The sequence below is a fragment of the Pseudomonas sp. GM21 genome (assembly GCF_000282215.1).
GTDB lineage: Bacteria > Pseudomonadota > Gammaproteobacteria > Pseudomonadales > Pseudomonadaceae > Aquipseudomonas.
The window spans coordinates 1-14,970 of sequence record NZ_AKJS01000010.1; the positions used below are offsets into that span (position 1 = coordinate 1).

Consider the following 14,970-nt stretch of genomic DNA (forward strand, 5'->3'; position numbering starts at 1 on the left):
AGCGTGTTTTCACACAGTCTGCGAGGCCGGTTTTTTCAATTCAACGATCTCAGAACGTGGCGTTCTGCAGGTCGTCCAGGTAACGCTCGGTGTCGAGTGCGGCCATGCAGCCGGCACCGGCCGAGGTGATGGCCTGACGGTAAACGTGGTCAGCCACGTCACCGGCGGCAAAGATACCTTCGACGCTGGTCGCCGTCGCGTTGCCTTCACGACCGCCTTGCACCACCAGATAACCGTCTTTCAGCGTCAGCTGACCTTCGAACAACGAGGTGTTCGGGGTGTGGCCGATGGCGATGAACACGCCGTCGACTTTCAGCTCGTCGAAGCTGCCGTCGTTGTTCTTCAGGCGAGCACCGGTCACACCCATGTTGTCGCCCAGGACTTCGTCCAGGTTCGAGTTCAATTTCAACTCGATCTTGCCTTCGGCAACCCGGGCATTGAGCTTGTCGATCAGGATCTTCTCGGCGCGGAAGGTTTCGCGGCGGTGGATCAGGGTCACTTTGTTGGCGATATTGGCCAGGTACAGGGCTTCTTCAACAGCGGTGTTGCCGCCGCCGACCACAGCCACAGGCTTGTTGCGATAGAAGAAACCGTCGCAGGTCGCGCAGGCCGAAACGCCTTTGCCCATGAATGCTTCTTCGGACGGCAGGCCCAGGTAACGAGCGCTGGCGCCGGTGGCGATGATCAGAGCGTCGCAGGTGTACGTCGCGCTGTCGCCGACCAGGGTGTACGGCTTGGAAGCGAAATCCACGGCATTGATGTGATCGAAAACGATCTCGGTTTCAAAGCGCTCGGCGTGTTCTTTCATGCGCTCCATCAACGCCGGGCCGGTCAGACCGTGGACATCGCCCGGCCAGTTGTCGACTTCGGTGGTGGTGGTCAGTTGACCGCCGGCTTGCATGCCGGTGATCAGCAGTGGCTTGAGGTTGGCACGGGCGGCATAGACCGCAGCGCTGTAACCGGCAGGGCCGGAACCGAGAATAATCACTCGCGAATGACGGGCTTCAGACATGACCTGCTCCTGTTGACCGGCCCTGAATACCGGGCGCGGAACGCCGGGTTGCCGGCGGGAATAAAAAAGAACCGTGGTAAACCTTGGGGAAGGCTTGAGTACGACAGTCCTGCAAAAAGATTGGGTGCAGCGTATCGAGGGGGCGAAGATTAAGGAAATACGGTTTAACAATCCAGCTCATAGGTGGTCTCTATCCCACCGACGAGACTATAAAGACGTCTTTGTTACAGTGAATGTCGATTCCACTGCTGCGCTTTCCCCCTTCCGGCAAAGCCGGTAAGGTCGGCGCGTTTCCCTCTGCCCGGAGCACGTTATGCCCGCACCTGTCCTGTCCGGACCGCAATACCTGCGCGAAGGCCTCAAGCTGGTTCTGAGCCCCAGCTTGCGTTTATTCGTGTTATTGCCGCTGGCAATCAACCTGGTGCTGTTCGTCGGATTGATTTATCTGGCCGGCCATCAATTCAGCCTGTGGGTCGATACGCTGATGCCGACCTTGCCCGACTGGCTGAATTTTCTCAGTTACATCCTCTGGCCGATTTTTGTGGTGCTGGTGGTGTTGATGGTGTTTTTCACCTTCACCATGCTCGCCAACGTCATCGCCGCGCCGTTCAACGGCTTCCTCGCGGAAAAAGTCGAAGTGGTGGTGCGTGGCACCGACGACTTCCCGGCCTTCAGCTGGGGTGAGCTGACCGCCATGGTCCCGCGCACCCTGGCTCGGGAGATGCGCAAACTCGGCTACTTCCTGCCACGGGCCATCGGGCTGTTCATCCTGTCCTTCATCCCGGTGGTGAACATCATTGCCGCACCGCTGTGGCTGCTGTTCGGGGTGTGGATGATGGCGATCCAGTACATCGACTACCCGGCAGACAACCACAAACTGGGCTGGAACGAGATGCTCGCCTGGCTGCGCGAGAAGCGCTGGCAGAGTATGAGTTTCGGCGGCAGCGTGTATCTGGTGCTGCTGATCCCAGTGGTGAACATCCTGATGATGCCGGCCGCCGTGGCCGGGGCGACGTTGTTCTGGGTGCGTGAGCGCGGCGCGGAGAATCTCGTAACCCAGCGCTGAACGGGTCATAAATCCATCATCAAAGCGCCACAATGCCGACATGGCCTCAGCCGACACTGAGGTCATGACGACAGCTCTGCATATCACCCTCATCACTGAAACATTCCCACCGGAAATCAACGGCGTGGCCAATACCCTTGGCCGTTTGTGCGACGGCTTGCGCGCGCGCGGGCATCAGGTGGAGTTGGTGCGGCCACGCCAGGTGTGTGATCAGCAGCTGAGCAACAACGATGATTTGCTGTTGTGTCGCGGCTGGCCGCTGCCGGGTTATCCCGGTTTGCAATGGGGCCAGTCGTCGATGCACAAGCTGTTAAGGCGCTGGACGCGCCATCGCCCGGACGTGCTGTACATCGCCACCGAAGGGCCCTTGGGGTTGTCCGCATTACGCGCAGCACGGCGATTGGGGATCTCGGTGGTCAGCGGCTTTCACACCAACTTTCAGCAGTACTCCAGTCAATACGGGCTGGGGATGCTGACCAGATTGCTGACTCACTATCTGCGCTGGTTCCACAACCGTTCGACCCTGACACTGGTGCCGAGCCCCAGCCAGCGGCTGGAGCTTGAGCGTCGGCATTTCGAGCGTCTGGCATTGCTCTCCCGGGGTGTCGACAGCAAATTGTTTCACCCGAGCAAAAGGCTGACATCGCTGCGCGAACAATGGGGGCTGGCCGAGGATGACATTGCGGTCATTCATGTCGGGCGTTTGGCTCCCGAGAAAAACCTGGGCTTGCTCAAGCGTAGTTTCGGCGTACTGAAAGCCACTTTTCCACAGCGCCACCTACGCTTGATCGTGATTGGCGACGGCCCTCAACGAGCGGCGCTGGAGCAGGAACTGCCCGAGGCTGTTTTCTGTGGCGCACATCGCGGCGAAGCGTTAGCCAGTCACTACGCGTCCGGCGATGTGTTTCTGTTTCCGAGCATGACCGAAACCTTTGGTAACGTGGTGCTTGAGGCATTGGCGTCAGGTTTGGGAGTGGTGGCATACGACCAGGCGGCAGCGGCCCAACATATTCGCCATGGCTACAACGGCGTGTTGGCGATGCCGGGGGATGAAGAGGCGTTTTGCGATGCGGCAGCGTGGCTGCTGGAAAAGCGTGAGACCTTGCGTTGCGTGCGATTGAATGCGCGCCAGCATGCGAGCCGACAGGGTTGGGCGGCGATTATCGAACAGTTTGAGGGGCAGTTGCGAGGGGCTTGTGCCGGGGAGTTGTTGGTTCCTGAGGCACAGACTTTATCCTGACCCTTTGGTGACTTTGAATCCGCTTTCGCGAGCAGGCTCGCTCCCACAGTGGTTCTGTGTCGTTCACAAAACCTGTGGGAGCGAGCCTGCTCGCGAAGGGGTCCTTCCTGCTGCCGCTTAAACCAGGGTCATCAACGCCTCACGGCTGAAAGGCAGGATGTCTTCTTCACGCCCGTCGCGTACTTTCTGCGCCCAGTCCGGGTCTACCAACAAGGCACGACCGACGGCCACCAGGTCGAATTCGTCGTTATTCAAGCGTTCCAGCAGTTTTTCCAGGCTCGCCGGTTGGGCGATCTTGTCGGTGTTGACCATGAATTGCAGGAACTCGCCATCCAGGCCAACGCTGCCCACGGTGATGGTCGGCTTGCCGGTAAGCTTGCGGGTCCAGCCCGCCAGGTTCAGCTCGGAGCCGTCGAATTCCGGCTCCCAGAAACGGCGTGTCGAGCAATGGAAAATGTCCACGCCAGCCTCGGACAACGGCTTGAGGAACTCACCCAGCGCTTCTGGGGTTTGCACCAGACGCGCGGTGTAATCCTGCTGCTTCCACTGGGAGAAGCGGAAGATGATCGGAAAACCTTCGCCGACCGCTGCACGCACGGCCTGGATCAGTTCGATCGCGAAGCGTGAACGGTTGGCCAGATCACCACCGTATTCGTCGGTGCGCTGGTTGCTGCCTTCCCAGAAGAACTGGTCGACCAGATAACCATGGGCGCCGTGGATTTCCACGCCGTCCATGCCAATGCTCTGGGCATCTTTGGCAGCTTGGGCGAACGCGGCGATCACGTCCTGAATGTCTTGCCTGGTCATGCCGTGAACCACGACCTGACCGTCCTTGAGTTTTTCCGACGGGCCGTAACCCGGGACGCTCGCATCCGGCTCTGTGCCGATACGGCGCACACTGCCGACGTGCCATAGCTGTGGCACGATCTTGCCGCCTTCGGCATGCACGGCGTCGACGACTTTCTTCCAGCCGGCCAGCGCTGCTTCACCATAGAAATGCGGCACGTTCGGGTAGCCGTTCGAGGCTTTGTGACCGACGGTCGTGCCTTCGGTGATGATCAGACCCACGCCGGCAGCGGCGCGGCGACGGTAGTACTCGATCACTTTGGAGTTAGGTACCCCACCCGGCGAAAAAGAACGGGTCATCGGCGCCATGACGACACGGGTCGGCAGTTCAAGGGTGCCGAGATGGAACGGTTTGAACAGGGCTTTAACGGGCATGAGGCACTCCACGAAAACGATATCGACGGGATCATATTTTATGACGGCGATAATATGCGCAGTGGCGAGCGATGCCCAGCACTATTGATCCAGGTGATTAAGGGTCAAAAGGCAGACATAAAAAATCGCAGCCCGAGGGCTGCGATTTTTGAGGGTCAGCTCAGCGCTTTTTCAATCGCATGAACGATCGTCGGATCATCCGGCGCCGTACGGGGCGAAAACCGCGCCAGTACACGGCCGTCCTTGCCCAGCAGGAATTTTTCGAAGTTCCAGGTAATGTCACCCGGGAATTCCGCACCCTCGCCCGCCAGCAGGCGATACAACTGATGACGTTCATGACCGTTGACTTCCAGCTTGCTGGACAACGGAAAAGTCACGCCATAGTTGAGGCTACAAAACTCCTGAATCTCTTTCTCGGAACCTGGCTCCTGCCCGGCAAACTGGTTGCAAGGCAAGCCCAGCACGCTGAAACCTTTACCTTTGTATTGCTGGTAAAGGTTTTCCAGCGCCGCGTACTGTGGGGTCAAGCCACATTTGGAGGCGACGTTAACCACCAGCACGACTTGCCCCTTGAAGGGCGCCAGCGGTAGTTCCTGTCCATCCAAGGCTGTCAACTTAAGGTCGTGAAAAGCACTCATGACGAACTCCAAATTCCCGTGTTCTTCTCGAAACAGCCACTTGGTAATGCCACCAAGGACAGCCGCGGACTAAAAAGGCGCCCTCGGGCGCCTCTCCAGTTCTCTGAGCTTAGCGCAGAAAATCAGTGGTGATGGCCACCTTCGCCATGGACGTGACCATGAGCGATTTCTTCCTGGCTGGCGTCACGGATGTCGATGATTTTGACCTTGAAATTCAGGCGCTGACCAGCCAACGGGTGGTTGCCGTCAACGGTGACATCGTCGCCGTCCAGATCACGAATGGTGACGATCTGCATCTGGCCATCCGGAGCGGAAGCGTGGAACTGCATACCCACTTCCAGTTCATCGACGCCTTCGAACATGCTGCGGCTCAGGGTGCTGACCAGTTCGGCAGCGTATTCGCCGTAGGCATCTTCAGGTTCAACGGCTACGGTCAGCTCGTCGCCGACTGCTTTGCCTTCCAGAGCCTTTTCCAGGCCCGGGATGATGTTACCTGCGCCTTGCAGGTAGACCAGCGGCGCGCCACCGGCGGAGCTGTCGATGACCTCACCAGCGTCGTTGGTCAGGGTATAGTCGATGGAGACAGCCTTATTGGCGGCGATCAGCATGGGGCGAGACCTTTTGCATAAGAATGAAGAAAGGCCAAGTTTAGCGAAGCAATCGTCCGAAAGCGAACAGAACCCGGACGGAAGGTTCGAGGCGCCTGGCGTAACGGTCACCGGCTTCCATCAGGATGAGGACGGGCATTGGGTGGCCGAGCTTTCCTGCGGCCACACCCAGCACCTGCGCCACCAGCCACCGTGGCAATCGCGCGCCTGGGTCCTGGACCCCGCGCAACGTATTGAAAAAATAGGCCAGCCCTTTGATTGCGGTTGGTGCGCACAAGGCCCGGTTAGCGATAACCTTGACGACTGAATTTCGGTAGACGACCAGACATAGATCGTCACCATTGCCATGCACCTCCAGAGAATCCGCATGCAAACTTTTTTTATTGCACCCACCGACTTTGGTGTGGGTCTGACCTCCATCAGCCTCGGGCTGGTACGCACACTTGAGCGTGCGGGCCTCAAGGTCGGTTTCTTCAAACCGATTGCCCAGCCACATCCGGGTGACACCGGCCCGGAACGTTCCACCGAACTGGTAGCCCGCACCCACGGCTTGAAGCCGCCTCAGCCGCTGGGCCTGGCACACGTCGAGCGCATGCTCGGCGATGGTCAACTGGATGAGCTGCTCGAAGAAATCATCACCCTCTATCAGCAAGCCGCCATCGGCAAAGATGTGCTGGTCGTCGAAGGCATGGTCCCGACCCGCAGCGCCAGCTACGCCGCGCGGGTCAACCTGCATTTGGCCAAAAGCCTCGATGCCGACGTGATTCTGGTCTCTGCGCCGGAAAGCGAAGCCCTGACTGAGCTTTCTGGCCGCGTGGAATTACAGGCGCAATTGTTCGGTGGCCCGAAAGACCCGAAAGTCCTCGGTGTGATCCTCAACAAGGTGAAGACCGACGAAAGCATGGACGTCTTCGCCACGCGCATGAAGGAACACTCGCCATTGCTGCGCAGCGGTGATTTCCGTCTGCTGGGCTGCATTCCGTTCCGGCCGGAATTGAACGCCCCGCGCACTCGCGACGTGGCGGATTTGATGGGCGCACAAATCCTTAATGCCGGAGATTACGAAACCCGGCGCATGACCAACATCATCATCTGCGCCCGTACCATGCGCAACACCGTGGAGCTGCTCAAGCCCGGTGTGCTGGTGGTAACCCCCGGTGATCGTGACGACATCATTCTTGCCGTCAGCCTCGCGGCCATGAACGGCGTGCCATTGGCCGGCCTGCTGCTGACCAGCGACACCCTCCCCGACCCACGCATCATGGACCTGTGCCGTGGCGCGTTGCAGGCGGGTTTGCCGGTATTGTCGGTGAGCACCGGCTCCTACGACACCGCCAATCAGTTGAACGGTTTGAACAAGGAAATCCCGATCGACGACCGCGAGCGCGCGGAGATCATCACCGATTTCGTCGCCAGCCACCTAGATGCCAACTGGCTGCACCAGCGCTGCGGCACCCCGCGTGAAATGCGCCTGTCGCCCGCCGTGTTCCGCTACCAATTGATCCAGCGCGCCCAGGCGGCCAACAAACGCATCGTGCTGCCAGAAGGCAGTGAGCCGCTGACCGTGCAAGCGGCGGCGATCTGTCAGGCGCGTGGCATTGCCCGTTGCGTACTGTTGGCCAAACCGGCGGACGTCGAAGCCGTGGCTCGCGCTCAAGGTATCGAGCTGCCACCGGGGCTCGAGATTCTTGACCCGGACCTGGTTCGCGAACGCTACATCGAGCCGATGGTCGCCCTGCGCAAAAGCAAAAGCCTCAACGCGCCGATGGCCGAGCAGCAACTGGAAGACACCGTGGTGATCGGCACCATGATGCTGGCGCTGGATGAAGTCGACGGCCTCGTCTCTGGCGTCATTCACTCCACGGCCAACACGATCCGCCCGGCCCTGCAGCTGATTAAAACGGCGCCGGGCTGCACCTTGGTATCGTCCGTGTTCTTCATGCTGTTCCCCGAAGAAGTGCTGGTCTACGGCGACTGCGTGATGAACCCGCATCCGAGCGCCAGCGAACTGGCCGAAATCGCCCTGCAAAGCGCCGACTCGGCTGCCGCGTTCGGCATCACCCCGCGCGTGGCGATGATCAGCTACTCCAGTGGTGAGTCCGCCAGCGGTGAAGAAGTCGAGAAAGTGCGTGAAGCGACGTTGCTCGCCCACGAGCAGCAAAACTCGCTGCTGATCGACGGTCCGTTGCAGTACGACGCCGCCGCCAACGAAACCGTGGCCCGGCAATTGGCACCCAACAGCCAGGTCGCCGGTCGCGCCACGGTGTTCGTGTTCCCCGACCTGAACACCGGCAATACCACCCACAAAGCCGTGCAGCGCAGCGCTGACTGCGTGAGCCTCGGCCCGATGCTGCAAGGCTTGCGCAAACCGGTGAACGACCTGCCGCGCGGTGCGCAAGTCGATGACATCGTCTACACGATCGCATTGACCGCGATCCAGGCTGCCAACCGACCTATGGATATTTAAATGCTGGATTTTTTGCCTGCCGCCATACGCGGCGTGATTGCCTCGTTGTTGTTGGCCCTCAATACCATTTTGCTTTGCTCGTTTCTGTTCTGCGTGGCGATTTTCAAGGTGCTGCCATTCGCCATCACACAACGCTTCACGCTCTGGTTGATGAGCCACACCCATGAGGCATGGATCAGTAACAACAAAGCGTGGATGAACCTGGTTTACCGTACCCGCTGGCACCTCAGTGGCCTGGAAGGTCTGGACTATCAGCACTCCTATCTGATCACCAGCAACCACCAGAGCTGGGTCGACATCATGGTGCTGCAATACGTGCTCAATCGCCGCATCCAGCCATTGAAGTTTTTTCTCAAGCAAGAGCTGATCTGGGTACCGGTGATTGGTCTGGCGTGGTGGACGCTGGGCTTTCCGTTCATGAAGCGCTACTCCAAGGCGTATCTGGAAAAGCACCCGGAGAAGAAAGGCAAAGACCTGGAAACCACCCGAAAAACCTGCGCGAAGTTTCGTAATAGCCCGGTGGGGATTTTCAATTTCGTTGAGGGCACACGCTTCACCGAAGGAAAACATGCGCAGCAGAAATCACCATTCAAGTATTTGCTTAAACCCAAGGCTGGCGGCATTGCGTTTGTGCTGGATGCCATGGGTGAGCAGCTGGAGTCCATCGTCAACGTGACGATTCACTATCCGGGCGGGCGTCCGGGGTATTGGGATTTGCTCTGCGGGAATGTGAAGGACGTTGTTGTGCATTTTCAGGAACTGAAGATTCCGCCGCAGTTTATCGGCAAGAACTACGACCAGGATGGGGAGTATCGATTGCAGTTTCAGGGGTGGATCAATCAGCTGTGGCTGGACAAGGATGCGCAGCTGGAGCAGATGCATCGGGAGTATCCGGCCAAGTCTTGAGGTGCCTGTACTGGCCTCATCGCGAGCAGGCTCACTCCCACAGTTGATCTACGGTAAACACTGAAATTGTGGGAGCGGGCTTGCCCGCGATGGCGATCTGAAGGACACAAAAAACCCGCCGATGATCACTCATCGGCGGGTTTTTTCTTGCAGCTTGAAGCTAAAAGCTTGTCGCTGCTTCTACCTTAGATCGCGCCGCGCTGACGCAACAGATCCAGCACTTGCTTGACGCTTTCTTCCAGCGACAGCGACTGGGTGTCGACCACGAGGTCTGCGTCCAGCGGTACGTCGTACGGGAAGGAGTCGCCCGGGATGTTGTCGCCACCAGCGGCGTACAACCCTTGCGGATCACGCTCGGCGCAAACAGTCGGCGACGCCTGCACGTAAACGGTCAGCAAACGCTCCTTGCCGATCAGCTCCCGAGCCTGCACGCGGCCTTCGGCGCTAGGCGCTACGAATGCAGCCAGGGTCAACAGACCGGCCTCGTTGAACTGACGAGCAACGTGCGCCGCACGACGCCAGTTCTCGGTACGTCCGGCGCGATCCTGTGGCAGACCTTTGTTCAGGTCGTGACGCAGGTTCTGGCCATCGAGTACAAACACCGCGCGGCCCAAGTCGAACAGCTTGCGTTCAACCGCGTAGGCCAGGGTGCTTTTGCCGGCGCCCGACAAGCCGCTGAACAACACGGTGGCCGGTTGCTGGCCGAAGCGCTGGGCGCGTTCTTCGGTAGCGACGTGAGCAAGCTTGCCGTGGTGCGTGCTGCTGCCATGCGCCACCGGCTGAGCGATGATCATGCCGGCCGCGACGGTGCCATTGGTCAAACGATCGATGACGATGAACGAACCGGTGGTGCGGTTACTCGCGTAACCGTCCAGCGCGATAGCGGCGTCCAGGCTGATCTTGACCCGACCGATCTCGTTTAGCTGCAAGGCGCTGGCCGGACCTTCTTCCAGAGTGTTCACGTCAACGCGGTTGACGATGCTGGTGATCGAACCCGGCACGTACGTCGTGGCGCGTTTGATGTCGTATTTCTTGCCCGGCAGCATCGGCTCTTCGGCCATCCACACCAGCATGGCGTCGAAGGCGTCAGTCACTTGCGGCAGGTTGTCGGCATGCACCAGCAAGTCGCCGCGGGAGATGTCGATTTCGTCTTCCATGGTCAGCGTCACAGCCTGACCCGGACCTGCGTGCTCCAGCTCACCTTCAAAGGTGACGATGGATTTCACGCGGCTGCTCTTGCCCGACGGCAGCACAACCACTTCGTCGCCCTTGTGCACGACGCCGCTGGCCAGGGTGCCGGCGAAACCACGGAAGTTCAGGTTCGGACGGTTGACGTACTGCACCGGGAAACGCAGGTCGGCGTAATTGCGGTCGCTGGCGATTTCGACGGTTTCAAGAATTTCCATCAGCGACTGGCCGGTGTACCACGGCGAGCGCTCGGACTTGTTCACAACGTTGTCGCCCTTGAGCGCCGACATCGGCACGAAGGCCATGGTGGTCGGCTTGAAGGCGATGCCTTCGGCGAACTTCAGGTAATCGGACTTGATCGACTCGAAGACTTTTTCGTCGAAGCCATTGAGGTCCATCTTGTTGATGGCGACCACGATGTGTTTGATACCCAGCAACGAGGCGATAAAGCTGTGGCGACGGGTCTGGGTCTGCACGCCGTAACGGGCATCGACCAGGATGATCGCCAGGTCACAGGTGGATGCACCCGTGGCCATGTTGCGGGTGTACTGCTCATGGCCGGGGGTGTCGGCAATGATGAATTTGCGCTTGGCGGTGGAGAAGTACCGGTAAGCGACATCGATGGTGATGCCCTGCTCACGCTCGGCCTGCAAGCCGTCGACCAGCAACGCCAGATCAATGTCATCGCCGGTGGTGCCGACTTTCTTCGAGTCGCGGGTAATGGCTTCCAGGTGATCTTCGTAAATCATCTTGGAGTCGTGCAGCAGGCGCCCGATCAGGGTGCTCTTGCCGTCATCGACGTTGCCACAGGTCAGAAAGCGCAGCATTTCCTTGCGTTCGTGCTGGCCCAGGTAGGCGAGGATGTCCTCGCTGATCAAATCGGATTGGTGGCTCATTGGGGTTAAGCTCCGAGCTGTAAGCTTCAAGCGGCAAGCTTGTCGGCGTACAGCTAGTCAGAAATTTTGTTGATCAAGCCGCAGAGCATTTTTGAAAGCTCGCGAGTTTCTGTAATCCAATTTTCAGCCAGTGGATCGGCGATGTATGCAATTTCACGGGCAATGAGGAGTTGGGTGCGTAACTCCCCACAGGAAGCCTTGGCGATCCAAAGAAAACGTACTTTTTCCTTTGAACTACGCCGTTCCATGCCTTCAGCAATATTGGAAGGTATCGAAAGTGCGGACCGGCTGATTTGATCCTTGAAACCAAAGTCCCGGCAACGCGCAAACTCTCTATAAATACCCACCGCCAAACACTTGCTACGCTGCCAAACAACCAGTCTCTCGAAGTCCATAACGAGTAACCCGATCACGGCTCGCAGCAACTGGCCACAAGCACCAAACCACAACGTTACGCATACCGCCCTTAACTTGCAGCTTGCCGCTTGTAACTCAAAGCTTAGAAATACCCCTGCCGTTTCTTTTCTTCCATCGAGCCTGCGCCATCGTGGTCGATGACCCGGCCCTGGCGTTCGGAAGTTCGCGTCAGGAGCATTTCCTGAATGATGTCGGTCAGGCTGGTCGCCTCGGACTCGACCGCACCGGTCAGCGGGTAGTCGCCGAGCGTACGGAACCGGACCTTCTTCTTGACGATGCGCGCCTTGTCTTCATCACTCAGGTGATTGAGCAGGCGTTCGTCGTCGATCATGATCCAGGTGCCGTTCATCTCGATAACGTCGCGCTCGGCGGCGAAATACAGCGGCACAATCGGGATGCCTTCGAGGTAGATGTACTGCCAGATGTCCAGTTCGGTCCAGTTCGACAACGGGAACACGCGGATCGATTCGCCCTTGTTGACGTTGCCGTTGTAGACGTTCCAGAGCTCCGGGCGCTGGTTTTTCGGGTCCCAGCGGTGCTTGGTATCACGGAAGGAATACACGCGCTCTTTGGCACGGGACTTCTCTTCGTCGCGGCGGGCGCCACCGAAAGCGGCGTCGAAACCATACTTGTCGAGGGCCTGCTTGAGGCCTTCGGTTTTCATGATGTCGGTGTGCTTGGCACTGCCGTGGGTCAGCGGGTTGATGCCCTGCGCAACCCCGTCAGGGTTGACGTGCACCAGCAGGTCCAGGCCGAGTTCTTCGACCATGCGGTCGCGGAACGCGTACATTTCCTTGAACTTCCACTGGGTGTCGACATGCATCACCGGAAACGGAAGTTTGCCCGGGAAGAACGCCTTGCGCGCAAGGTGCAGCATCACGGCGGAGTCTTTACCGACGGAGTACAGCATCACCGGGTTATCGAACTCGGCGGCGACCTCGCGGATGATGTGGATGCTTTCGGCCTCCAGCTGTTTCAGATGCGTCAGTTTGTCGACCATGGCTACTCACGAAAACGATCTTATGGACGGCCAGCGGGCCGTGTTCGAGCGAGGAATCCTAGCACAGCGACCTCTTCTAATCAGGACGCCAGCTAGATCGAAAGGGTATATGAATATACCTGCCTGTTCGGGTGTACTGAGTCATGTGGGAGTGAGCCTGCTCGCGATAGCGGTGCGTCAGTCACATCAATGTCGAATGTTATGCAGCCATCGCCGGCAAGCCGGTCTCGCTCCCACAGTGGATAGGGGCTGATTCAGATCGGATTCGGGCAATCGATGAAGATGTGTTCGAGGGCAAACCGGCGTGCCAGATAATCGCCCAGCGCCTGTACACCATAACGCTCGGTAGCGTGATGGCCGGCGGCGATGAAACTGATGTCGTTTTCCCGTGCACTATGGAAAGTCTGCTCGGAGGCCTCGCCACTGAGGTACAGATCGACACCGGCCAACACCGCCTGGTCGATGTAGCCCTGGCCGCCACCGGTGCACCAGCCGACCCGGCGAATCGTCGCGCTGCCTTCGATCAGCAGCGGCTCGCGGCCCATGACTTCCTGAACACGACGGGCGAAATCACGCGGCGTCATCGGCTCGCTCAACGAACCGACCAGGCCAACAACTTTAGGATTTTCCGGATCCAGCGGGCCTTCGACGGTGATGTCCAACTGCCGGGCCAGTTGCACGTTGTTCCCGACTTCCGGGTGCAGGTCCAGCGGCAAATGGTAGGACAGCAGGCTGATGTCGTGCTTGAGCAAGGTTTTCAACCGACGCTGCTTCATGCCGGTGATGCACGGGTTTTCGCCTTTCCAGAAATAACCGTGATGCACCAGCACCAGATCGGCCTGGGCTTCGACGGCTGCGTCCAGCAGCGCCTGGCTGGCGGTGACGCCGCTGACGATACGCATTACTTGCGGCCGGCCTTCGACCTGCAAGCCGTTAGGGCAGTAATCAGCGATTTTGGCGCTGGCGAGGTAACGGTCGGCTTCTTCGACCAGGGTGCTCAGGGCGACGGCCATAAAAGACTCCTAAATATCCCGTTCAGAGGCGTGCTTGGCCTCGTATAATGCGCGACATTATGGGCGGTCTCATTCCGCCTGCAACCTTTCAGGACGTGCTTAATGCTCAAGGCGCTGCGTTTTTCCGGCTGGCCGCTATTGGCCGGCGTGCTTATCGCTCTTTTGATAATTCAGCGTTACCCGGAGTGGGTCGGGCTTCCCAGCCTAGACGTGAATTTGCAGCAAGCACCTCAAACCACCACCGTACAACAGGGGCCCGTGTCTTACGCCGATGCCGTCACCACGGCCGCGCCGTCGGTGGTCAATCTGTACACCACCAAGGTCATCAACAAACCAAGCCATCCGCTGTTTGAAGACCCGCAGTTCCGCCGCTTCTTCGGCGACAACTCGCCCAAGCAGAAGCGCATGGAATCGAGCCTCGGCTCCGGCGTAATCATGAGCCCGGAAGGCTACTTGCTGACCAACAACCATGTGACCACGGGTGCCGACCAGATCGTGGTGGCGCTCAAGGATGGCCGCGAAACCCTGGCCCGGGTGATCGGCAGCGACCCGGAAACCGACCTTGCGGTCCTGAAGATTGATCTGAAGAACCTTCCTTCTATCACTATCGGCCGTTCCGACAACATCCGCATCGGCGATGTGGCTCTGGCCATTGGCAACCCGTTTGGTGTCGGCCAGACCGTGACAATGGGCATCATCAGTGCCACCGGGCGTAATCAGTTGGGCCTGAACAACTACGAAGATTTCATCCAGACTGACGCCGCGATCAACCCCGGCAACTCCGGTGGTGCGCTGGTGGACGCCAATGGCAACCTGACCGGCATCAACACCGCGATTTTCTCCAAGTCCGGCGGCTCGCAAGGCATCGGATTTGCGATCCCGGTCAAACTGGCCATGGAAGTGATGAAGTCGATCATCGAGCACGGCCAGGTGATTCGCGGCTGGCTGGGCATTGAAGTGCAGCCCTTGAGTCAGGAACTGGCGGAGTCGTTCGGTCTGTCGGGACGTCCGGGGATTGTGGTCGCGGGGATTTTCCGGGATGGCCCGGCGCAGAAGGCCGGCCTGCAATTGGGAGATGTGATTCTCTCTATCGACGGTGAGCCCGCAGGTGATGGTCGCCGCTCGATGAACCAGGTCGCGCGGATCAAGCCGACGGACAAGGTCACGATTCAGGTGATGCGTAACGGCAAAGAACTGAAGCTCACGGCCGAGATCGGCCTGCGTCCGCCGCCAGCGCCGGCGCCGGTCAAAGAGAAAGAAAAAGAGTAAGCATTAGCCCAAGGATTGTGGGCTAACAG

Annotated in this window: 14 protein-coding genes; 6 read left to right on the forward strand and 8 right to left on the reverse strand. The window is 59.0% G+C overall.

The window, feature by feature from the left end; all coding sequences use genetic code 11:
• Positions 1 to 49: 49 nt before the first annotated feature.
• Positions 50 to 1,012: a thioredoxin-disulfide reductase gene (gene trxB / locus PMI22_RS27160; protein WP_007942717.1), complete on the reverse strand. Its 963-nt coding sequence runs from the start codon at positions 1,010 to 1,012 to the stop codon at positions 50 to 52.
• A gap of 313 nt (positions 1,013 to 1,325) precedes the next feature.
• On the opposite strand from trxB, the gene cysZ reads away from it, so the two are divergent.
• Together cysZ and PMI22_RS27150 are read left to right on the forward strand one after the other, a co-directional pair.
• The gene (gene cysZ / locus PMI22_RS27155; protein ID WP_007942718.1) at positions 1,326 to 2,078 is read left to right on the forward strand and encodes a sulfate transporter CysZ; all 753 of its coding nucleotides are present in this window, start codon (positions 1,326 to 1,328) and stop codon (positions 2,076 to 2,078) included.
• A 40-nt stretch (positions 2,079 to 2,118) separates the two neighbouring features.
• The gene (locus PMI22_RS27150) at positions 2,119 to 3,318 is read left to right on the forward strand and encodes a glycosyltransferase family 4 protein (RefSeq protein WP_007942720.1); all 1,200 of its coding nucleotides are present in this window, start codon (positions 2,119 to 2,121) and stop codon (positions 3,316 to 3,318) included.
• Positions 3,319 to 3,435: 117 nt separating this feature from the next.
• Here PMI22_RS27150 and PMI22_RS27145 read toward each other — a convergent pair whose 3' ends face one another.
• The 3 genes from PMI22_RS27145 to PMI22_RS27135 form a co-directional block, all read right to left on the reverse strand.
• Positions 3,436 to 4,539 (reverse strand): NADH:flavin oxidoreductase, encoded by a 1,104-nt coding sequence (locus PMI22_RS27145; protein WP_007942722.1) that lies wholly within the window; start codon positions 4,537 to 4,539, stop codon positions 3,436 to 3,438.
• A 155-nt stretch (positions 4,540 to 4,694) separates the two neighbouring features.
• On the reverse strand, positions 4,695 to 5,177 hold the full coding sequence (locus tag PMI22_RS27140; RefSeq protein WP_007942723.1) for a glutathione peroxidase: 483 nt from the start codon (positions 5,175 to 5,177) through the stop codon (positions 4,695 to 4,697).
• 122 nt (positions 5,178 to 5,299) lie between these two features.
• On the reverse strand, positions 5,300 to 5,785 hold the full coding sequence (locus tag PMI22_RS27135) for an FKBP-type peptidyl-prolyl cis-trans isomerase (protein ID WP_007942724.1): 486 nt from the start codon (positions 5,783 to 5,785) through the stop codon (positions 5,300 to 5,302).
• Between PMI22_RS27135 and PMI22_RS0128985 the strand changes: the two genes are divergently transcribed.
• From PMI22_RS0128985 to PMI22_RS27125, 3 genes are read left to right on the forward strand one after another with little or no spacing between them, the layout of a single operon-like run.
• Positions 5,754 to 6,092, forward strand: coding sequence for a DUF3565 domain-containing protein (locus PMI22_RS0128985; RefSeq protein ID WP_033048681.1), 339 nt, complete (start codon positions 5,754 to 5,756; stop codon positions 6,090 to 6,092). The two genes, PMI22_RS27135 and PMI22_RS0128985, sit on opposite strands and share 32 nt — an antisense overlap.
• Before the next feature lie 60 nt (positions 6,093 to 6,152).
• Complete coding sequence (pta, locus tag PMI22_RS27130; RefSeq protein WP_007942725.1) at positions 6,153 to 8,252, forward strand: phosphate acetyltransferase; 2,100 nt, start codon at positions 6,153 to 6,155, stop codon at positions 8,250 to 8,252.
• The gene (locus PMI22_RS27125) at positions 8,253 to 9,158 is read left to right on the forward strand and encodes an acyltransferase (protein WP_007942726.1); all 906 of its coding nucleotides are present in this window, start codon (positions 8,253 to 8,255) and stop codon (positions 9,156 to 9,158) included.
• Between the two features lie 185 nt (positions 9,159 to 9,343).
• Here the strand turns inward: PMI22_RS27125 and cysN are convergent, their stop codons facing one another.
• From cysN to PMI22_RS27110, 4 genes are all read right to left on the reverse strand, one after another.
• Positions 9,344 to 11,242 (reverse strand): sulfate adenylyltransferase subunit CysN, encoded by a 1,899-nt coding sequence (gene cysN, locus PMI22_RS27120; protein WP_007942727.1) that lies wholly within the window; start codon positions 11,240 to 11,242, stop codon positions 9,344 to 9,346.
• A gap of 53 nt (positions 11,243 to 11,295) precedes the next feature.
• Positions 11,296 to 11,637 (reverse strand): four helix bundle protein, encoded by a 342-nt coding sequence (locus PMI22_RS0128990; protein ID WP_033048668.1) that lies wholly within the window; start codon positions 11,635 to 11,637, stop codon positions 11,296 to 11,298.
• A gap of 104 nt (positions 11,638 to 11,741) precedes the next feature.
• Positions 11,742 to 12,659, reverse strand: a complete 918-nt coding sequence (gene cysD, locus PMI22_RS27115; RefSeq protein WP_007942729.1) for a sulfate adenylyltransferase subunit CysD — start codon at positions 12,657 to 12,659, stop codon at positions 11,742 to 11,744.
• A 254-nt stretch (positions 12,660 to 12,913) separates the two neighbouring features.
• Positions 12,914 to 13,672: a Nif3-like dinuclear metal center hexameric protein gene (locus PMI22_RS27110; RefSeq protein WP_007942731.1), complete on the reverse strand. Its 759-nt coding sequence runs from the start codon at positions 13,670 to 13,672 to the stop codon at positions 12,914 to 12,916.
• A gap of 102 nt (positions 13,673 to 13,774) precedes the next feature.
• Between PMI22_RS27110 and algW the strand changes: the two genes are divergently transcribed.
• A complete protein-coding gene (gene algW, locus PMI22_RS27105) occupies positions 13,775 to 14,941 on the forward strand; it encodes a Do family serine endopeptidase AlgW (RefSeq protein ID WP_007942732.1) in 1,167 nt (388 codons plus the stop codon).
• Positions 14,942 to 14,970: the final 29 nt, after the last annotated feature.

What these genes read in the sequence shown, in the direction of transcription:
- trxB (WP_007942717.1), bottom strand. Translation starts at nt 1,012, where the DNA reads ATGTCTGAAGCCCGTCATTCGCGAGTGATTATTCTCGGTTCCGGCCCT.
- cysZ (WP_007942718.1), top strand. Translation starts at nt 1,326, where the DNA reads ATGCCCGCACCTGTCCTGTCCGGACCGCAATACCTGCGCGAAGGCCTC.
- PMI22_RS27150 (WP_007942720.1), top strand. Translation starts at nt 2,119, where the DNA reads ATGGCCTCAGCCGACACTGAGGTCATGACGACAGCTCTGCATATCACC.
- PMI22_RS27145 (WP_007942722.1), bottom strand. Translation starts at nt 4,539, where the DNA reads ATGCCCGTTAAAGCCCTGTTCAAACCGTTCCATCTCGGCACCCTTGAA.
- PMI22_RS27140 (WP_007942723.1), bottom strand. Translation starts at nt 5,177, where the DNA reads ATGAGTGCTTTTCACGACCTTAAGTTGACAGCCTTGGATGGACAGGAA.
- PMI22_RS0128985 (WP_033048681.1), top strand. Translation starts at nt 5,754, where the DNA reads ATGGAGACAGCCTTATTGGCGGCGATCAGCATGGGGCGAGACCTTTTG.
- PMI22_RS27135 (WP_007942724.1), bottom strand. Translation starts at nt 5,785, where the DNA reads ATGCTGATCGCCGCCAATAAGGCTGTCTCCATCGACTATACCCTGACC.
- pta (WP_007942725.1), top strand. Translation starts at nt 6,153, where the DNA reads ATGCAAACTTTTTTTATTGCACCCACCGACTTTGGTGTGGGTCTGACC.
- PMI22_RS27125 (WP_007942726.1), top strand. Translation starts at nt 8,253, where the DNA reads ATGCTGGATTTTTTGCCTGCCGCCATACGCGGCGTGATTGCCTCGTTG.
- cysN (WP_007942727.1), bottom strand. Translation starts at nt 11,242, where the DNA reads ATGAGCCACCAATCCGATTTGATCAGCGAGGACATCCTCGCCTACCTG.
- PMI22_RS0128990 (WP_033048668.1), bottom strand. Translation starts at nt 11,637, where the DNA reads ATGGACTTCGAGAGACTGGTTGTTTGGCAGCGTAGCAAGTGTTTGGCG.
- cysD (WP_007942729.1), bottom strand. Translation starts at nt 12,659, where the DNA reads ATGGTCGACAAACTGACGCATCTGAAACAGCTGGAGGCCGAAAGCATC.
- PMI22_RS27110 (WP_007942731.1), bottom strand. Translation starts at nt 13,672, where the DNA reads ATGGCCGTCGCCCTGAGCACCCTGGTCGAAGAAGCCGACCGTTACCTC.
- algW (WP_007942732.1), top strand. Translation starts at nt 13,775, where the DNA reads ATGCTCAAGGCGCTGCGTTTTTCCGGCTGGCCGCTATTGGCCGGCGTG.